Below are 17,128 nucleotides of genomic sequence, written 5' to 3'. Positions count from 1 at the left end.
ACCCCATGAAAAGCGACCTCTTCGCCTCCGAGAACATGGCCCAGCCGGCGTCCGCTCCGGGCATGGTGCAGCAGAACGCCAAGTCGATCAAGTACGTCGTGAACGGTGAGATGTACGCCCGGCAGGGCTCGATGGTCGCCTACCGCGGCAACCTCCAGTTCGAGCGCAAGGGCCAGGGCCTGGGCGGCATGCTCAAGCGCGCCGTGACCGGCGAGGGCCTGGCGCTGATGACGGTGAGCGGACAGGGCGAGGTGTGGTTCGCCCACGAGGCCGCGAACTGCTTCATCGTCGAGGTCGAGCAGGGCGACGCCCTGACCATCAACGGCCGCAACGTGCTGTGCTTCGACCCGACGCTCTCCTACGAGATCAAGACGGTCAAGGGCGTCGGCGCCGCCGGCGGCGGCCTCTTCAACAGCGTCTTCTCCGGCTACGGCAAGCTCGCCGTGATCTGCGAGGGCAGCCCCATCGTGATACCGGTCTCGGCCCAGCAGCCGGTGTACGTCGACACGGACGCGGTCGTCGGCTGGAGCGCCAGCCTCCAGACCTCGCTGCACCGCTCCCAGTCCGTCGGCTCGATGATCCGCGGCGGCTCCGGCGAAGCGGTCCAGCTGGTGCTCTCGGGCGAGGGCTTCGTCATCGTCCGCCCCAGCGAGCTGGTCGCCGCGAAGTCGGGCAGCTGATGTTAGAGGGGGTGGGCCGGCGCTACGGGGTCCGCGGACCGTGGGTGCTGCGCGGGGTCGACCTCGCGCTGCCGGCGGCCACGCTGACCCGGGTCACCGGCACGAACGGCACGGGCAAGTCGACCCTGCTGCGGCTGCTCGCCGGGATCGACGCGCCGACCGAGGGCCGCGTCACCGCCCGGCCGCGCACGGCGTACGTACCGGAGCGCTTCCCGGCGGCCCTCCCCTTCACCGCGCTCGACTACCTGACGCACCTGGGCCGCGTGCACGGCCTGACCCGGTCGGCGGCCCGCCGGCGCGCCACGGGCTGGCTGACCCGGCTCGGCGCGGCCGAGCACGCCCGTACGCCGCTCGCCGAACTCTCCAAGGGCACCAGCCAGAAGGTCGCCGTCGCCCAGGCGCTGCTCGCCGAGCCGGAGCTGCTGGTCCTCGACGAGGCGTGGACCGGGCTCGACACCGGGGCCCGCGCGGAGTTCGACCGCGCCGTCGCCGAGCGGACGGCCGACGGCGGCGCCGTGGTCTTCGTCGACCACGATCCGCAGCGGCTCGCGGGGCGGGCGGACGCGGTGTACGAGGTGACCGCGGGCACCCTCGTCGGGCCGGACCTGCGGGAGCCCGTTGCGACCGACGCCGGGCCCTGGGTGCGGATCGTGGCGTCCGGGGCCGGCGCCCGCCTTCCCGAGGCGCTGCCCGGCGCGCCCCGCCGCGGGCCGGGGCCGGATGGCGCGACCGCGCTGACCGTGCCGGCCGCACACGCCGACGACCTGCTGCGCGCGCTGCTGGGGGCCGGCCCGCCCTGGCACATCGAGCACGTCGCCCCCGTCGCGCCGCCCGAAGACGGTGACCGGTGACCGCGCTGCTCGGCTACCAGACCGCGCTGCTGCTGGGCTCCCAGCGTTGGCTCGCTCCGCTCGTGCTGTACGCGGTCCTGATCGCGGACGGCGTGCTGTCCGGCCGGCCGCTGGAGTCCCTGGGGTACGCCGCGGCGGCACTGCTGCCGATCACCGCGTGGCTGGTCCGGCTCTGCGCGAACCAGGAGCCGGCCGCGGCGCGCGACGTCGTGGCCGCGGCGAGCGGTCCGGTGCGCGCGCACGCGGCGGCGCTGCTGGCGGCGACGGGCTGCGCGGGGGCGCTCGGCGTCATCGGGACCGGAGCGGTCCTCCTCGGCAAGGCCGCGGATCCGCCGCGCGGGCCGTCGGTTCCGCTGGCGGAGGCGGCGGTCGCGGGGCTGCTCGCGGCGGCGGCGTGCGCTTTGACGGGGGCGGCGATCGGGGCGCTGTGCACCCGGCCGGTGCTGCGGCACGGGGGCTGGTCGTGGGCGGCGACGGTGCTGGTGTCGCTGCTGGCGCTGGTGGTTCCGTACTCGCCGGCGAACCGTGCGGTGTTCGTCATGGTGGACGGTGCGGGTGGCGCGAGCGCGCCCCTCCCGCTGCTGCCGTTGGCCGCGGCGCTGGCGCTCGCGTGCGCGGCATTCGCCCTGACGACCCGCCTCACCCGCGCGACCGTGCGCTAGCCCCGCGCCCCTGGCATACCCGCCTTTGCCCTGCGGCCCGTCTGTGGTTGTTCGCGTAGCTCCTCCCCCTGTGCCTACGGGCCTGGGGGACCCCCAGCGCCCTGTCTTGCTGCCCCTCGTCGTGACCAAACGCCCCTGACAACACCGCCGTTTCCCTGCGGGTGCATTGGTCCCTGCGGCTTGTCCGTGGCTTGTCGCGCAGTTCCCCGCGCCCCTAAGGCCCCGCCCTGCGGGCGTGGGCTCGTGGCCGGTGCGACCTGCCTGCCACGTGGGACGTCGGGGAGGGCAACCCAGGGCGCTGGGGGTCCCCCAGGCCCTCCGGGGCCGAGAAGGCGGAACTGCGCGAACACGCCCCACCGGGCCGCGGAGACCAGCGCGCCCGCAGGGCTACGGCGGGTTCGTCAGGGGCGCCCCTGTCCGCAGGTGTGCGGCGAGCCCCAGCAAGACACGGCGCGGGTCAGGGCTCAGCGTGACGCGCGTACCAGGGATGAGACCTTCACGAAGTCGTAGCCCTGCTTGCGCAGTTCGGGGACGATCTCCCGGATCACCTCCTCCGTCACCGGCGCCGCACTGCGCGTGCAGTGCAGCACCACCACGGAACCCGGCTTCACCTCCGCGAGGACCTGCTCGGCGACCGCCTGCGCGTCCTGGGCGAACGCGTCGCCGCTCACGACGTCCCACTGCACCGCCGTCACCTTCGCCGGCGCGATCGCCCGCAGCGCCGCGTCGTCGTAGCAGCCGCCGGGGAAGCGGAAGTACGGCACCACGTTTCGCGCGCCCGCCTTCCGGATCGCCGCGAAGGCGCGGTCCACGTCCGCGGCCATGGCCCCCTGCGCGACCGTCGGCAGGTCGTAGCAGGGCGTTGCGAAGGCGTGGTGACTGTAGGAGTGGTTGGCGATCTCGAAGAGCGGGTCGGAGCCGATCGCCTTGGTCTGGTCGGGGTACTGCTCCGCCCAGCGACCGGTCATGAAGACCGTCGAGGGGACCTTCAGGGTGCGCAGCGCGTCGATCAGCCCGGGGTTGTCGAAGTGCTCGCCCGCCGCCGCCCGCGGGCCCTGGTCCGCGGTCATGTCGGCGTCGAAGGTCAGGGCGACCGTCCTCTTCGCCCGGCCCGGCGGCATCGCCGAGCGTTCGAAGACCGGGGTCACCCCGCCGGGGCCGGGCGCGAGGTTCGGCGCTGCCCCGGCATTGGGGGTCTTCACGCGGGGCGCGGCCGGGGACTCCGTCGGGGCGGGCCCGGCGTCGTCCCCGCCGCAGCCGACGAGGACGGCGCCGAGGACGACCGCTGCGGTGAGCATGCGTACGTTGATCATCACATAACGGAAAATATGTGATGATCCCACCGTTCGGTGAGTGTGTTGCGGGGGTGTCGGGAAGACGGCCAGGCTGTCCACCCGAGCGGGTCACACCCGGATGGAGCGGAGGAACGTGATGGACCAGTTGCCGGCGGCGGGAGTGCTGACCGGACCCGTCGACGTGCGGGCCGTGCCCGACGACCGCGGCGGAGCGCTGTGGCGGCTCGCCGCCGCGGGGCGACAGTTGGACGCGAACGTCGTCCGGGTGCGCCCGGGGGCGCGCATCGACCGTCACGTCGAGCCGGACCTGGACGTCCTGCTGTGCGTCGTCGGCGGCGGCGGTGAGCTGGAGAGCGCCGCGGGCCGGCAGTCGCTGGAGCCCGGCTGCGTGGCCTGGCTCCCGCACGGCACGCCCCGGGCCGTGACCGCGGGGGACGACGGACTCGTCTACGTCACCGCGCACCGCCGCCGCCCCGGGCTCGCCGTCCGCGGCACGCGCCGCGCCGCGCCGGCCGGGGCGGTGGACGAGGGCGGCGAGGGGGCGTGTCTGCTGCACCGGATCTGTCCCGGCTGCGACCGCCCGTCGGACGAAGCGTCGGCGGCGTACTGCAGCCGCTGCGGCACGCGCCTGCCGGCATAGGGGGAGGGCACGGGACGCCGCGCGTTGAACGCCCCGGGCGTCCCGTGCGTATCAAGGGGTGGAGCGCACAACGGGCGCTTCGACCCCCACGGGACGCCGGGCGGGCCGTACTTCGGCCCGCCCGGCGTCTTTCCCGGCCGGCTCAGTCCTGCCAGGGGCCGGTGACCGCGAAGGTCGTGCCGGGCCGGTAGCAGTTGACGTACATCGTCTCCCCGTCCGGCGAGAACACCGCCCCGGCGAACTCGCCCCACTCCGGGGCCTCGGGGGTGCCGATGTTCTGGCGGTTGCGGGCCATCTCGTACAGCTCGCCCTTCCGGGAGAGCCCGTACACGTGCTGCGCGCCGTCGCCGTCCTCGCACACCATCAGGTTCCCGCCGGGGGCGAGGCAGATGTTGTCGGGGGACTCGCCGGGCAGTTGGATGTCCGTGCTCGGGCCGAAGACCACCACGAGGGTCAGCCGTCGGCGCGCCGGCTCGTACTTCCACACCTGGCCGAAGTGGTCACCGGCGGAACCCTGGCTGCTGCGGGCGTAACTGGAGACGAAGTACACCGAACGCCCGCCCCACCAGGCGCCCTCCAGCTTCTGGGCGCGCGTGATGCCCTGCGGGCCGAAGTCCTGCTTGCGGACGGAGGTCTGCACGGCCTGGCTGTCCGGGACCGGCACCCACTCGACGCCGTCGAACTCGGCGCCCGGCTCGGCGATCGCGGCGAGGTCGGGCACGCCGGGCACCCGCATGGCCTCCAGCGCGCCGCCCGCCCGCAAGGAGCCGGGGCCGCCGAGCGGCCGGTTCGGCAGGAAGCGGTAGAAGAGGCCGAAGGGGTTGCGGGCGTCCTCCGTCTCGTACACGATCCCGGTCCGCGGGTCGACGGCGACGGCCTCGTGCGCGAAGCGGCCCATCGCGGTCAGCGGTACGGCCCCGGAGCGGTGCGGGTCGGCGCCGTCCACCTCGAAGATGAACCCGTGGTCCTTGGTGTAGCCGTTGGTGCCGGCCTTGTTCTCGTTCTCCTCGCAGGTCAGCCAGGTCTGCCAAGGAGTGGGGCCACCGGCGCAGTTCACCGCGGTACCGGCGATCGCGACCCGCTCCGAGAGCACGTTGTTCCGGCTGTCGAGCTCCAGGACGGTGCAGCCGCCGCGGGCCGCCGGGTCGTACGTCAGACCGGCGACCGCGGGCACGGTGAGCGGGTCGGTGTGGTCGTTCTCGTGGTTGCGCACGAGGTGGACCCGGCCGCGCCGGCCGGCGAGGGCGGCCATGCCGTCGGGACAGCCCGGGACCGCGCCCTCGCCCGAGCGCAGCGGCTCGCCCTCGCGGGACAGGACCCGGTAGCGGAAGCCCTTCGGGAGGTCGAGCAGCCCCGCTGGGTCGGGGACGAGCGGGCCGTAGCCGCGGCGGCCGTGGGCGGCGGCCGTGCCCGCGAAGAGTTCGGACACGGAACCCGCGAACGCGATGGAGGCGCCGAGCACTCCGGTGCGGGCGAGGACCTGGCGTCTGGTGCTTTCGGACATGAGGCAACTCCCTGTTGGCGGACAGAGAAATGACGGATGGTCAAGCGCACGAGCAGGGGAGACGGAAGGTCGTGGCGGAGGGGACGAAGGAGGCGGGGGCGACACGGCCACAAAGAAGTGCCGCGTCACGAGGAAGTGACGCGGCCACAAAGAAGTGACCCGCACGTGTGTAGCACGCACCTGGTGGGTGCGTGAACCGTGCGGGTCACCGATGCTCGTGTGTCGTCTGAAACTCTACGTTTCCCTGGCCAAAGGCCCGGGATGGACGTCAGGCCAGTTCGGCGGTGAGCGTGATCGTGGTGCCGGTCAGCGCCTGGCTCACCGGGCAGTTCTTCTTGGCGCCCTCGGCCGCCGCGACGAACGCAGCCTCGTCGATGCCGGGGACCTCGCCGCGCACCGTCAGGTGGATGCCGGTGATGCCCTCACCGGGCTGGAAGGTCACGTCCGCCTTCGTCTCCAGCCGGGTGGGCGGGGTGCCGGCGCCGGTCAGGCCGTGCGAGAGCGCCATCGAGAAGCAGCTGGAGTGGGCCGCCGCGATGAGCTCCTCCGGGCTGGTCTTGCCATTGGCCTGCTCGGCGCGGGACGGCCAGGAGACCGGCTGCGTACCGATGCCGGAGGAGTCGAAGGTGACTTCGCCGGACCCGGTGAGCAGCTCGCCCTGCCAGACCGTGTGCGCCGTGCGAGTGGTGGCCATGGTGTGGATCCCTTCTCAAGAACGGTGGTTACGCTCCCCGAACCTACTGGTAGCGCCCCGCGTGCGGGAAACGCACCGCTACACCAAGGGCTTCGCGTCGCGCGCCAGCGCGGTGAGGCGGGAGATCGCCCGGAAGTACTTCTTGCGGTAGCCGCCCCGCAGCATCTCCTCGCCGAACAGCCGGTCGAAGGGGAGCCCGGAGGCCAGCACGGGCACCTCGCGGTCGTACAGCCGGTCCGCGAGCACCACCAGGCGCAGCGCCGTCGACTGGTCGGGGACCGGGGCGACGCCGGTCAGGCAGACCGCGGTGATGCCGTCGGTGAGCGCCCCGTACCGACTGGGGTGCACCTTCGCGAGGTGCTCCAGCAGCGCCGGGAAGTGGTCCAGCGACGCGCCGTCGGTGGCGTACGCGGCCTTCGTCACGACGTCGTCGGCGTACGGTGCGGGGGCCTCGGGCAGCCCGCGGTGCCGGTAGTCCTCGCCGTCGATGCGCAGCGGGCGGAAGTGCGCGGACAGGCCCTGGATCTCCCGCAGGAAGTCGACGGCGGCGAACCGGCCCTCGCCGAGCTTGCCCGGCAGGGTGTTCGAGGTCGCGGCCAGCGCCACGCCCGACTCGACCAGCTTCGCCAGCAGCGACGACACCAGGACGGTGTCGCCGGGGTCGTCCAACTCGAACTCGTCGATGCACAGCAGCCGGTGGCCGCCGAGGGTGCGCACGGTCTCCTGGAAGCCGAGCGCGCCGACCAGGTTCGTCAGCTCCACGAAGGTGCCGAACGCCTTGAGCGTGGGCTCGGCGGGGGTGGCGTGCCACAGCGACGCCAACAGGTGCGTCTTGCCGACCCCGTACCCGCCGTCCAGGTACACGCCGCGCGGGCCGGTGGGCGCGGCGGACTTGCGGGCGAACCAGCGGCGCTTGCCCGCACCGCTGGCGTGGGCGCCGCCGAGCCCCGCCGCGAAGGACGACAGGACGGAGACGGCCTCGCGCTGACTGGGCTGCGCCGGGTCCGGGACGTAGGTGTCGAAGCGCACGGCGTCGAAGCGCGGCGGCGGTTTCAACTCGGCCACCAGCCGGTCGGCGGGGACGTGCGGCTCACGCTCGCACAGCGACTGCGGCGAGCCGTGGGCTATGGGACTAGTAGCAGGTGACGACACAGTTCACCACTCTAGGGCCTCTCTTGTGGATCTTGCTGGGCTCGCGTGCCCTGGCACCGCGCCTCCCTGCGTTGTCGTCGGTCGCCGACGGCCCCCTGTGCCCTGCGGGCACCGTGGGACCCCCACCGCGTCGACTCCCTCCTCCGCCTTGGGATCCACGGCACCAGACCCCTCCCCCTACGCCCGGAGGGCGTGGGAGGGACCCCCACACTCCCCCAGCCCGACCCACAAGAGAGGCCCTAAACGCCGTGTAAGACTGCACGTTATGCGACGCCTGTTCCCTGTGACCGAATCGACAGCGCCGGCCCCCGGCCCCGACGACCGCGAGTGGTCGCTGGACGAACTGGCGGATGCGTACGCCTATCCCGAGCCGCCCTCCGCGGGCGGCGCCGGCGCATGGCTGCGGGCGAACATGGTGTCGTCGCTGGACGGCGCGGCCCAGCACGAGGGGGCGTCGCAGCCGTTGTCGAGCGCGTCGGACATGCGGATCTTCGGGGTGCTGCGGGCGCTCAGCGACGTGGTGATCGCCGGCGCGGAAACGGTACGTCGGGAGGGGTACCGGCCCGCCAAGGCCCGGGACGCCTTCGCGGACCGCCGCGCGGCGGCCGGGCAGCGGCCCGCCCCGGCCATCGCGGTGGTCAGCGCCTCCCTCGACCTGGACTTCACGGCTCCGCTTTTCGTCGACGCGCTGGTGCCGACCCTGGTGCTGACGGGCACCGGCGCGCCCGTCGAACGGCTGGACGCGGCCCGCAAGGAGGGCGTGGAGGTCGTGGTCGCGGGGGAGGGCGCCGGAGTGGATCCGGTGCGCGCGGTGCGTGCGCTGGCGGAGCGCGGGATGACCCGACAGCTCACCGAGGGCGGCCCCCGGCTGCTGGGGCAGTTCGTGGCGTCCGGGGCGTTGGACGAGCTCTGTCTGACGGTGGCGCCGCTGCTCACGGCGGGCGGCGCGCAGCGGATCGCGGGCGGTCCGGAGGTCGCCGTTCCCGAGCGGTTCGCACTGGCGTCCGTCCTGGAGGAGGGCGGCTTCCTTTTCACCCGTTACCACCGCATCTGACAATCAGCGGAATTTCTCGTTCCGGTTAGCTTCGGGCGGGCACACTTACTCCTGCAGACCCCGTGCGGGCACGGGGAAGGATGGTTTCCGCAGAAGGGCTCCTGAACGTGTTCACAACCGTACTGATGATCGAGAAGCCTCTGACCCCTGACGACGTGGACTTCGTGACGACCCTCCACGGAGACGAGGTCGTCTCCTTCGTCGTGCTGTTGCAGCCCCGCGGCGACCAGGCGGACGCGCTGCTGCGCGCCATCGACGACGTTGCGCTCGGGGAGCTGAAGGACGCCGTCCACGAGGGCGAGGAACCCGAGGGCGAGGACGCGCTGGCCCCGGCCGAACTCGCCCTGGAGCACTCCGTGCGCGCGCTGCGCGAGGCCGGCTCCGAGGCGGTGGGGCAGGTCATCGAGCGCCACCCGCTCGACAAGCTCAAGGCGGTCGTGGAGGAGGCCAATGCCGACGAGGTGATCGTGCTGACCGCGCCGCACTACGTGGAGGAGTTCTTCCACCGCGACTGGGCGTCCCGGGCGCGCCACAAGGTCGGCGTACCGGTGCTCAAGCTCTTCGCGCACAGCGAATAGGGTGGTCACCGGCCGGAGAGCAGCCGGCCGGGACCCGAAGCGAAAGGCAGACACGCATGGCATCCGCCATCCCCGCAGCCATGGAACGCCCGCACTTCATCGGCATCGGTGGCGCTGGGATGTCCGGCATCGCGCAGATCCTCGCCCGGCGCGGTGCGCAGGTCGCGGGCAGCGACGCCAAGGAGTCGCCCACGGCGGATGCCCTGCGGGAGCTCGGCGCCACGGTCCACATCGGCCACGCGGCCGGGCACCTGGCCTCCGACGCGAGCTGCGTCGTCGTCTCCAGCGCCATCCGCACCGACAACCCGGAGCTGCTGCGCGCGGCCGAGCTGTCCGTCCCGGTCGTCCACCGCTCCGACGCCCTGGCGTCGCTGATGGTCGGACGCCGCGCCATCGCCGTGGCCGGCACCCACGGCAAGACCACCACCACGTCCATGCTGGCCGTGGCCCTCGGCGAGCTGGGCCTCGACCCCTCGTACGCCATCGGCGGCGACCTGGCGGGGCCCGGCACCAACGCCCGCCACGGCGACGGCGCGATCTTCGTCGCCGAGGCCGACGAGAGCGACCGCAGCTTCCACAAGTACGACCCCGAGGTCGCGATCGTCCTCAACGTGGAGCTGGACCACCACGCCAACTACGCCTCGATGGACGAGATCCACGAGTCCTTCGAAACCTTCGTCGGCAAGGTCGCCCCCGGCGGCACCCTGGTCGTCTCCGCCGACCAGGAGGGCGCCGTCGAGCTGACCTCCCGGCTCGGGGACCGCGTGGACCTGCGGATCGCCACGTACGGCGAGTCGGCGGTGGCGGACGTCCAGGTGCTGAGCATCGTTCCGCACGGCCTGACCAGCGAAGTCACCGTCTCGCTCGACGGCGCGGAGCTGACCTTCACGGTCTCCGTGCCCGGCCGCCACTACGCCCTGAACGCGGTCGCCGCGCTCACGGCCGGCGCCGCGCTCGGCGTCCCCGCGGCCGACCTGGCGCGGGCGATCGGCGCGTACACCGGCGTCAAGCGCCGCCTGCAGCTCAAGGGCGAGGCGGCGGGCGTCCAGGTGATCGACTCCTACGCCCACCACCCCACCGAGATGGTGGCGGACCTGGAGGCCATGCGCGGCGCCGCGGCCGACTCCCGGCTGCTCGTCGTCTTCCAGCCGCACCTCTTCTCCCGCACCCAGGAACTGGGCAAGGAGATGGGCCAGGCGCTGGCCCTGGCCGACGCCTCCGTGGTGCTGGACATCTACCCGGCGCGCGAGGACCCGATCCCCGGCGTCACCAGCGACATGATCGTCGAGGCGGCCCGTGCGGCGGGCGCGGACGTCACCGCCGTCCGCTCCGCCGACGCAGCCGCGGTCACCGAGGTGGTGGCGGGAATGGCGAAGCCCGGCGACCTCGTTCTCACCATGGGGGCGGGTGACGTGACGGACCTCGGTCCGCGCATCCTGGCCCGTCTGTCGAGCTGAGGAAGCGGTTTTCATGGCGTACGACATCGAGAAGCCGGACGAGCAGTGGCGCGCGGAGCTGAGCCCCGCGGAGTACCACGTGCTGCGGCAGGCGGGCACGGAGCCCGCGTTCACCGGGGAGTACACCGACACCAAGACGGAGGGCGTGTACGCCTGCCGGGCGTGCGGTGCGGAGCTGTTCCGCTCCGACACGAAGTTCGCCTCGCCCTGCGGATGGCCGTCCTTCTACGACCCCAAGGACTCGGACGCGGTCGAGCTGTTGGAGGACCGGTCGCACGGGATGGCGCGGACGGAGGTCCGGTGTGCCCGCTGCGGCTCGCATCTCGGGCATGTGTTCGAAGGTGAGGGCTATCCGACGCCGACGGACCAGCGCTACTGCATCAACAGCGTCTCCCTGCGGCTGACCCCTGACGAGGGCTGAGGGCTCGTCCCCTTGCGGGGCGTCGGCGGTCTGACGCACCCCGCAGGGCCCACGGCGGGTAGGTCCCGGGGCGGGGCCCACCCGGCGTGACGGGTGGGACACTGGGCGCATGGGGTCGTCGTCGTTGCCGTCGCAGCTTGTGCGCCGCGCCCGCGGTCTCGTCGCAGCCGGACCCCGACGGATCCTCGGGATCGCCGGCGCCCCGGGCGCCGGGAAGTCCACCCTCGCCCGGCAACTCGTCGCCGCGCTCGGCCGTGACGCCGTGCTCGTGCCCATGGACGGCTTCCACCTCGCGCAGGCCGAGCTCGAACGGCTCGGGCGCGCCCACCGCAAGGGCGCGCCCGACACCTTCGACGCCGAGGGGTACGTCGCCCTCCTCACCCGGCTCCGCGCACCGGCCCCCGGCGTCACCGTGTACGCGCCCGCGTTCGACCGTGACCTGGAGGAACCGGTCGCCGGGAGCATCGCCGTGCCCCCGGACGTACCGCTCGTCGTCACCGAGGGCAACTACCTGCTCCACGACGCCGGCCCCTGGGCCCGGGTCCGGCCGCTCCTCGACGAGACGTGGTACCTGGAGCTCGACCGGGACACCCGGGTGCGCCGGCTGGTGGAGCGACACGTCGCCCACGGCAAGGAGCGCGCCGAAGCCGAGCGCTGGGTGGCGCGGTCCGACGAGGCGAACGCCCGGCTCGTCGCCGCGGGCCGCAGCCGCGCCGACCGCGTCGTGACCCGGACGGATCCCGCCCCGAGACGAAGTGGGTAGGCTCGAAGGAAGGCACGGCAGTCGAGTGAAAGGCGGATGACGTGGGGTTCTTCCGGCGAGGGCCGAAGCGCGACGGACGCGACGCGCCCCGGGACCCCGAGTTCTCCTACTTCTCCGTCGACGAAGGCGCACGCTTCCGCTCCCACGTGCGGGAAGCCTTCGCCGAGCAGGGCCTGGAAGTGACGGTGTACGCGGACGTCGTCTCCGACAGCGCGGGCCGCCAGTTCGGCCTCGCCAACCTCGCCGCCGTGGTCCACAACGACGACCGCGGCCCGCGCGCCTGGCCCGAACTGGTCCGCAAGCACGTCGGCATGGTGCTGCGCACCATGGAAGCGCCGTCCGCGCTCGACACGCTCCCCACCGAGCAGATCCGCGCCCAGCTCTACCCCCGCGTCCTGGGCGCCGAGGGCTTCGACCCGGCCGGCTTCACCTACGCCCGCAGCCTCGCCCCCGGCCTGTGGGAGGTCATCGCGCTCGATCTGCCGGAGAGCGTCATGATGCTCACCGACGAGGCCCTGGCCCCCCTCGGAGACCTGCGCTACCTGCGGGAACAGGCCCTGTACAACCTCCGCGGACTGCCCATCGAAGGCCACGAGACCGTCAAGGGCGAGGACGGCGTGCGCTTCGAGGTGGTCGTCGGGGACTCCTTCTACACCGCCAGCCGGGTGCTGGCGCTGGAGAGCGTCGTGCGGGAGGTGACGGGGGAGACCCTGCCGCCGGAGGGCGCACTGGTCGCCTTCCCCTTCAGACACCAGCTCGCCTTCCACGTCATCCGGGACGTGAGCCTGATCCCCGCGCTCAACGCGCTCGCCGGCTTCGCGGCGTCCGGTTTCGCCGACACCCCCGGGGCGATCAGCCCGTACGTCTACTGGTGGCGCGACGGCACCCTCACCCAGCTCAGCGACCGGGACGACGATGGTGACGGTGCCGACGCCGGTGACGGCGCCGGCACCGGAGAGGTCGAGCGGATGCGGATCGTGGTCGGCCGGGAGTTCCAGGAGCTGCTGGAGCGGCTCTTCGCCGAGGACCTGGGGAGACCGGGCGACGACGACGAGCGCGGCGACGGCCCCGGCGCCGGCCGCTGACGGCCGCCGTACCGCCCCGACAGGGGTCGCGCGGGCCACCCGCCGCGGGCACGATGGGACCATGTCCACCACATCCGCGCCCGCCGCGCCCGCGCCCTTCACCGCCGACGACTACCGGGCCCGCATGGACCGGGCCGCCCGGGCAGCCGCGGACGCCGGACTCGCCGGGGTGCTCGTGGCCCCCGGGCCCGACCTCGTCCACCTCACCGGCTACGGGCCGCCCGCGGACACCGAACGCCTCACCCTCCTCGTGCTGTCCGCCGGAGCGGACCCGGTCCTCGTCGTGCCCGCGCTGGAGGCCCCGGACGCCGCGAAGGCCGTCGGCGCCCCCGAGCTCGCGCTGCGCGACTGGACCGACGGCAAGGACCCGTACGCGATCGCCGCGGACCTGCTCGCGCCCGCCGGCCGGTACGCCGTCAGCGACAACACCTGGGCCCTGCACGTCCTCGGCTTGCAAAGGGCGCTGCCGGACAGCTCGTACGCGGCGCTCACCGACGTCCTGCCGATGCTGCGCGCCGTCAAGGACGCCCATGAACTGGCACGGCTGGCCGCGGCCGGCGCGGCGGCGGACGCCACGTACGAGGAGATCCTGAAGGTGCGGTTCGCCGGCCGCCGGGAGTCGGAGGTCGCCCGCGACCTGGACGCGCTGCTGCGGCAGTTCGGCCACTCCCAGGTGGACTTCACCATCGTCGGCTCCGGCCCCAACGGCGCCAACCCCCACCACGAGGCCGGTGACCGCACCATCGAGCACGGCGACATGGTCGTGATGGACTTCGGCGGCCTCAAGGACGGATACGGCTCCGACACCACCCGCACCGTCCACGTCGGCGAGCCGACCCCGGCGGAGCAGCACGTCCACGACGTCGTGCGGGAGGCCCAGCAGGCCGGCTGCGACGCGGTCCGGCCCGGCGCGCCCTGCGAGGACGTCGACCGGGCGGCCCGCGAGATCATCGAACAGGCCGGCTACGGCGACCTGTTCATCCACCGCACCGGCCACGGCATCGGCGTCACCACCCACGAGCCCCCGTACATCGTCGAGGGCGAGGAACAGCCGCTGGTGGCGGGCATGTGCTTCTCCGTCGAGCCGGGGATCTACCTGCCGGGCCGGTTCGGCGTGCGCATCGAGGACATCGTGACGGTCACCGAGGACGGTGGCCGCCGGCTGAACGCCACGGACCGGACGATGGCGATCGTCGAGTAGCCGCGCACGCCTCTGTGCGTCTGGACGTAGCCGCCGTAGCCCTGCGGGAGCGTTGGTCTCTGCGGCCCGGTGGGGCTTGTTCGCGCAGTTCCGCCCCCTACGCCCGAGGGGCGTGGGGGGACCCCCAGCGCCACCTGTTTCGCTTCCCCCGCCATATGTCTGCGGGCTGGAGGCGGAGGTATTTAGGGGCGCGAGGAACTGCGCGACAAGCCACAGACGGGCCGCAGACGCAATGGCACAGTCCGCCGCACGGCGGAACCGCGTACGCCAAGCCAGCCGCAGGGTCCTAGCGGTTGTCGCCCAGTCGCGACAGCATCTCGTACGGGTACGGCAGCGGGCGGGCGCTCGCCTCGTCCAAGAGCGTCCGCTGCTCCTCCGTCAGCCGCCAACCCACCGCGCCCAGGTGGTCGGCGAGCTGATCCGCGGTGCGCGGCCCGAGGATCGGCGCCGTCACCCCGGGCTGCTCGGCCAGCCAGCGCAGCGCCACCTGGGACGGGGTACGGCCGGTCTGCGCGCCGACCTCCTCCAGCGCGTCCAGCACCCGCCAGGTCTCCTCCGTCGCCTTCGTGCGCCAGCCCTCCTTGCCGCTCTGCCGCTGCCAGTGCGCCTCGCGCGAGCCCTCGGGCACGGACTCCATGCCCCGCCGGTACTTGCCGGTGAGCCAGCCGCCGGCCAGCGGGCCCCACGGGATGACGCCGACGCCCTGCTCGGCGCAGAGCGGCAGCAGCTCCCACTCCGTCTCGCGGCACAGCAGGTTGTAGCGCGGCTGGAGGCAGACGTACGGCTCCCAGCCGGCGTGCCGCGCCAGGTCCAGGGAGCGCTGGAGCTGCGACGGCGTCACGTTGCTGGTGCCCAGGTAGCGCACCTTGCCCGCGGTCACCAGGGCGTCCAGGGTCGCCAGGGTCTCCTCCAGCGGGGTCCAGGCGTCCCAGATGTGGGTCTGGTACAGGTCGACGTAGTCGGTGCCCAGCCGCCGCAGGCTCGCCTCCACCGCGGCGATCAGGTGCTTGCGGCCCAGCCCCTGGTCGTTCGGCGCGTCCCCCATGCGCCCCCACACCTTCGTCGCGATGACGAAGTCCTCCCGTCGCCGCTTGGCGAGCCAGCGGCCGAGGATCTCCTCCGACGCGCCGCCGGCGTACATGTCGGCGGTGTCGATGAACGTGCCGCCCGCGTCGGCGAAGGCGTCGAGGACCCGGTGGCCGTCGTCGTCGCCGCTGAAGCTCATGGTGCCGAGGGCCAGTTCGCTGACGCGCAGTCCCGTCCTGCCGAGGTTCTTCTGCTCCATGGCACCGACCCTATGGTCAGGGCCGGCATTCCGTCACGGGACGAGGACGACGGCGCAGCTGCGCGGGCCGAGCCGCAGCCCGCCGTCCGCGTCGGGCGCCTCGGACGGATCCCAGGAGGCCAGCACCCGGGCGCCCGCACCCACCGGCACGCGCACCGCCTCCGCCCCGAGGTTGTAGACGATCCGCAGGTCGCCGCGGCGCACCACGAACCGGCCCGCCCCGTCGTACGTCGCCCGCACCGTCGCCAGGTCCGGGTCGGTCAGGTCCGGCTGGTCCCGGCGCAGCGCGATCAGCTCCCGGTACCAGGCCAGCAGCCGGTCGTGCGGGGGACGGGTGCGTTCGGACCGGTCCAGGCAGGACCGCCGGCGGGTGGCCGGGTCCTGCGGGTCCGGCACCCGATCGGCGCCCCAGCCGTGCGCCGCGAACTCCTGCCGGCGGCCCTCGCTCGCGGCCCGCGCCACCTCGGGGTCGGTGTGGTCGGTGAAGTACTGCCAGGGGGTGCGGGCGCCCCACTCCTCGCCCATGAACAGCATCGGAGTGAAGGGGCCCGTCAGCACGAGGGCCGCCGCGCACGCCAAAAGGCCCGGCTCCAGCGACGCCGACAGCCGGTCCCCGGCCGCCCGGTTGCCGACCTGGTCGTGCGATTGGGCGAAGCCGACGAAGCGGTGGGCCGGGGCGCGGGTCGGGTCCACCGGGCGGCCGTGGGTGCGGCCCCGGAAGGCGGAGTACGTGCCGTCGTGGAACCACACCCGGGTCAGCGACTTGGCGAGCGCCCCCGCCGGCCCGCCGTCCGGGTGGGCGGCGAAGTCGGCGTAGTAGCCCTGGGACTCACCGGTGAGCAGGGTGTGCAACCCGTGGTGGAAGTCGTCGTTCCACTGGGCGTGCAGCCCGAGGCCGCCCGTGTCGCGCACCGCGGTGGTGCGGGGGTCGTTCCGGTCGGACTCGGCGATCAGGAAGAGCGGCCGGCCCAGGTCGCCGGCGAGCCGGTCCACCGCGCTCGACAGCTCCTCCAGGAAGGTGAGGGCACGGTCGTCGACGAGCGCGTGCACCGCGTCCAGCCGCAGCCCGTCCAGACGGAACTCCCGCAGCCACCGCAGCGCGCTGCCCAGCAGGTGCGCCCGCACCTCGTCCGAGCCCGGCCCGTCCAGATTGACCGCCGGGCCCCACGGCGTGCGGTGCGCCTCGGTCAGGTACGGGCCGAAGGCCGGCAGGTGGTTCCCCGACGGGCCGAAGTGGTTGTGGACCACGTCCAGGACGACGCCGAGGCCGTGCCCGTGCGCCGCGTCGACGAACCGCTTCAGCGCCGCCGGCCCGCCGTACGGTTCGTGCACCGCCCACGGCAGCACCCCGTCGTACCCCCAGCCGTGCACCCCGGGAAAGGGGCACAACGGCAGCAGCTGCACATGGGACACCCCCAGCTCCGCGAGCTCATCGAGCCGGTCGGCCGCAGCGTCCAAGGTGCCTTCGGGGGTGTACGTGCCGATGTGCAGCTCGTACAGGACGGCGCCGCGCAGCCCCCGCCCCGGCCAGTCGCGTTCCCAGTCGTACGCGTCGGGGAGCACCACCGCGCTCGGCCCCTCCGGGCCGTCGGGCTGACGGCGCGAGCGCGGGTCGGGCAGTACCGGGCCGTCGTCCAGCGCGAAGCCGTAGCGCGTGCCGTCGCTCGCGTCCGCCTCCACCCGCCACCAGCCCGGACGGTCCTCGTCGCGCTCCATCGGTCGCCGCTCGCCCGCCAGCCACAGCGCGACCCCCTCGCGTGCGCGGGGCGCCCACACCTCGAACAGCACAGGCGCATCCCCTCGTCC

The 17,128-nt window shown here is 73.5% G+C and carries 17 protein-coding genes; 11 read left to right on the top strand and 6 right to left on the bottom strand.

Annotated elements, in window-relative coordinates:
* The first annotated feature begins 5 nt into the window (after positions 1-5).
* The 3 genes from ABZ842_RS31920 to ABZ842_RS31910 are packed head-to-tail and all read left to right on the top strand — an operon-like array spanning position 6 to position 2,193.
* Positions 6-680 (top strand): AIM24 family protein, encoded by a 675-nt coding sequence (locus ABZ842_RS31920; protein WP_361544701.1) that lies wholly within the window; start codon positions 6-8, stop codon positions 678-680.
* Positions 680-1,531 carry an ABC transporter ATP-binding protein gene (locus ABZ842_RS31915; RefSeq protein ID WP_361544698.1) on the top strand — a complete coding sequence of 284 codons (852 nt, stop codon included), beginning with the start codon at positions 680-682 and terminating at the stop codon, positions 1,529-1,531. The genes ABZ842_RS31920 and ABZ842_RS31915 overlap by 1 nt, the downstream gene beginning before the upstream one ends.
* Entirely contained in the window at positions 1,528-2,193 is a 666-nt protein-coding gene (locus ABZ842_RS31910) for an ABC transporter (RefSeq protein WP_361544695.1), read from the top strand. The genes ABZ842_RS31915 and ABZ842_RS31910 overlap by 4 nt, the downstream gene beginning before the upstream one ends.
* A gap of 464 nt (positions 2,194-2,657) precedes the next feature.
* Here ABZ842_RS31910 and ABZ842_RS31905 read toward each other — a convergent pair whose 3' ends face one another.
* Positions 2,658-3,506 carry a polysaccharide deacetylase family protein gene (locus ABZ842_RS31905; RefSeq protein WP_361544692.1) on the bottom strand — a complete coding sequence of 283 codons (849 nt, stop codon included), beginning with the start codon at positions 3,504-3,506 and terminating at the stop codon, positions 2,658-2,660.
* A 118-nt stretch (positions 3,507-3,624) separates the two neighbouring features.
* Here ABZ842_RS31905 and ABZ842_RS31900 point away from each other — a divergent pair, with 118 nt between their 5' ends.
* Entirely contained in the window at positions 3,625-4,128 is a 504-nt protein-coding gene (locus ABZ842_RS31900) for a cupin domain-containing protein (protein ID WP_361544690.1), read from the top strand.
* Positions 4,129-4,270: 142 nt separating this feature from the next.
* On the opposite strand, the gene ABZ842_RS31895 is transcribed toward ABZ842_RS31900, so the two are convergent.
* The 3 genes from ABZ842_RS31895 to zapE all read right to left on the bottom strand — a co-directional run bounded on the left by ABZ842_RS31895 (position 4,271) and on the right by zapE (position 7,478).
* The gene (locus ABZ842_RS31895; RefSeq protein ID WP_361544687.1) at positions 4,271-5,632 is read right to left on the bottom strand and encodes an alkaline phosphatase PhoX; all 1,362 of its coding nucleotides are present in this window, start codon (positions 5,630-5,632) and stop codon (positions 4,271-4,273) included.
* Positions 5,633-5,900: 268 nt separating this feature from the next.
* Positions 5,901-6,326 (bottom strand): OsmC family protein, encoded by a 426-nt coding sequence (locus ABZ842_RS31890; RefSeq protein WP_361544684.1) that lies wholly within the window; start codon positions 6,324-6,326, stop codon positions 5,901-5,903.
* A gap of 78 nt (positions 6,327-6,404) precedes the next feature.
* Positions 6,405-7,478, bottom strand: coding sequence for a cell division protein ZapE (zapE, locus tag ABZ842_RS31885; protein WP_361544681.1), 1,074 nt, complete (start codon positions 7,476-7,478; stop codon positions 6,405-6,407).
* Positions 7,479-7,743: 265 nt separating this feature from the next.
* Here zapE and ABZ842_RS31880 point away from each other — a divergent pair, with 265 nt between their 5' ends.
* From ABZ842_RS31880 to ABZ842_RS31850, 7 genes are all read left to right on the top strand, one after another.
* Positions 7,744-8,532, top strand: coding sequence for a pyrimidine reductase family protein (locus ABZ842_RS31880; RefSeq protein ID WP_361544678.1), 789 nt, complete (start codon positions 7,744-7,746; stop codon positions 8,530-8,532).
* 125 nt (positions 8,533-8,657) lie between these two features.
* Positions 8,658-9,110: an indole-3-glycerol phosphate synthase gene (locus tag ABZ842_RS31875; protein WP_361544675.1), complete on the top strand. Its 453-nt coding sequence runs from the start codon at positions 8,658-8,660 to the stop codon at positions 9,108-9,110.
* A 56-nt stretch (positions 9,111-9,166) separates the two neighbouring features.
* Positions 9,167-10,567 carry a UDP-N-acetylmuramate--L-alanine ligase gene (gene murC, locus ABZ842_RS31870; protein WP_361544672.1) on the top strand — a complete coding sequence of 467 codons (1,401 nt, stop codon included), beginning with the start codon at positions 9,167-9,169 and terminating at the stop codon, positions 10,565-10,567.
* Between the two features lie 13 nt (positions 10,568-10,580).
* Positions 10,581-10,988: a peptide-methionine (R)-S-oxide reductase MsrB gene (msrB, locus tag ABZ842_RS31865; RefSeq protein WP_361544669.1), complete on the top strand. Its 408-nt coding sequence runs from the start codon at positions 10,581-10,583 to the stop codon at positions 10,986-10,988.
* Positions 10,989-11,097: 109 nt separating this feature from the next.
* A complete protein-coding gene (locus ABZ842_RS31860; protein WP_361544666.1) occupies positions 11,098-11,751 on the top strand; it encodes a nucleoside/nucleotide kinase family protein in 654 nt (217 codons plus the stop codon).
* A gap of 41 nt (positions 11,752-11,792) precedes the next feature.
* On the top strand, positions 11,793-12,836 hold the full coding sequence (locus ABZ842_RS31855) for a hypothetical protein (protein ID WP_361544663.1): 1,044 nt from the start codon (positions 11,793-11,795) through the stop codon (positions 12,834-12,836).
* A 61-nt stretch (positions 12,837-12,897) separates the two neighbouring features.
* Complete coding sequence (locus ABZ842_RS31850) at positions 12,898-14,037, top strand: aminopeptidase P family protein (RefSeq protein ID WP_361544660.1); 1,140 nt, start codon at positions 12,898-12,900, stop codon at positions 14,035-14,037.
* A 286-nt stretch (positions 14,038-14,323) separates the two neighbouring features.
* On the opposite strand, the gene ABZ842_RS31845 is transcribed toward ABZ842_RS31850, so the two are convergent.
* Both ABZ842_RS31845 and treZ read right to left on the bottom strand, forming a co-directional pair.
* On the bottom strand, positions 14,324-15,322 hold the full coding sequence (locus tag ABZ842_RS31845) for an aldo/keto reductase (RefSeq protein WP_361544657.1): 999 nt from the start codon (positions 15,320-15,322) through the stop codon (positions 14,324-14,326).
* A 33-nt stretch (positions 15,323-15,355) separates the two neighbouring features.
* Positions 15,356-17,110: a malto-oligosyltrehalose trehalohydrolase gene (gene treZ / locus ABZ842_RS31840; RefSeq protein WP_361544654.1), complete on the bottom strand. Its 1,755-nt coding sequence runs from the start codon at positions 17,108-17,110 to the stop codon at positions 15,356-15,358.
* Positions 17,111-17,128 lie beyond the last annotated feature (18 nt).

Source organism: Streptomyces sp. NPDC047315, from assembly GCF_040643215.1.
Lineage (GTDB): Bacteria > Actinomycetota > Actinomycetes > Streptomycetales > Streptomycetaceae > Streptomyces.
Note: the sequence above shows the minus strand (reverse complement) of the source record. Positions and strands in the feature narration are given on the sequence as shown.

Coding starts and splice junctions, on each gene's coding strand:
- ABZ842_RS31920 (WP_361544701.1), top strand. CDS start 6: ATGAAAAGCGACCTCTTCGCCTCCGAGAACATGGCCCAGCCGGCGTCC.
- ABZ842_RS31915 (WP_361544698.1), top strand. CDS start 680: ATGTTAGAGGGGGTGGGCCGGCGCTACGGGGTCCGCGGACCGTGGGTG.
- ABZ842_RS31905 (WP_361544692.1), bottom strand. CDS start 3,506: ATGATCAACGTACGCATGCTCACCGCAGCGGTCGTCCTCGGCGCCGTC.
- ABZ842_RS31900 (WP_361544690.1), top strand. CDS start 3,625: ATGGACCAGTTGCCGGCGGCGGGAGTGCTGACCGGACCCGTCGACGTG.
- ABZ842_RS31895 (WP_361544687.1), bottom strand. CDS start 5,632: ATGTCCGAAAGCACCAGACGCCAGGTCCTCGCCCGCACCGGAGTGCTC.
- ABZ842_RS31890 (WP_361544684.1), bottom strand. CDS start 6,326: ATGGCCACCACTCGCACGGCGCACACGGTCTGGCAGGGCGAGCTGCTC.
- ABZ842_RS31880 (WP_361544678.1), top strand. CDS start 7,744: ATGCGACGCCTGTTCCCTGTGACCGAATCGACAGCGCCGGCCCCCGGC.
- ABZ842_RS31875 (WP_361544675.1), top strand. CDS start 8,658: ATGATCGAGAAGCCTCTGACCCCTGACGACGTGGACTTCGTGACGACC.
- murC (WP_361544672.1), top strand. CDS start 9,167: ATGGCATCCGCCATCCCCGCAGCCATGGAACGCCCGCACTTCATCGGC.
- msrB (WP_361544669.1), top strand. CDS start 10,581: ATGGCGTACGACATCGAGAAGCCGGACGAGCAGTGGCGCGCGGAGCTG.
- ABZ842_RS31860 (WP_361544666.1), top strand. CDS start 11,098: ATGGGGTCGTCGTCGTTGCCGTCGCAGCTTGTGCGCCGCGCCCGCGGT.
- ABZ842_RS31850 (WP_361544660.1), top strand. CDS start 12,898: ATGTCCACCACATCCGCGCCCGCCGCGCCCGCGCCCTTCACCGCCGAC.
- ABZ842_RS31845 (WP_361544657.1), bottom strand. CDS start 15,322: ATGGAGCAGAAGAACCTCGGCAGGACGGGACTGCGCGTCAGCGAACTG.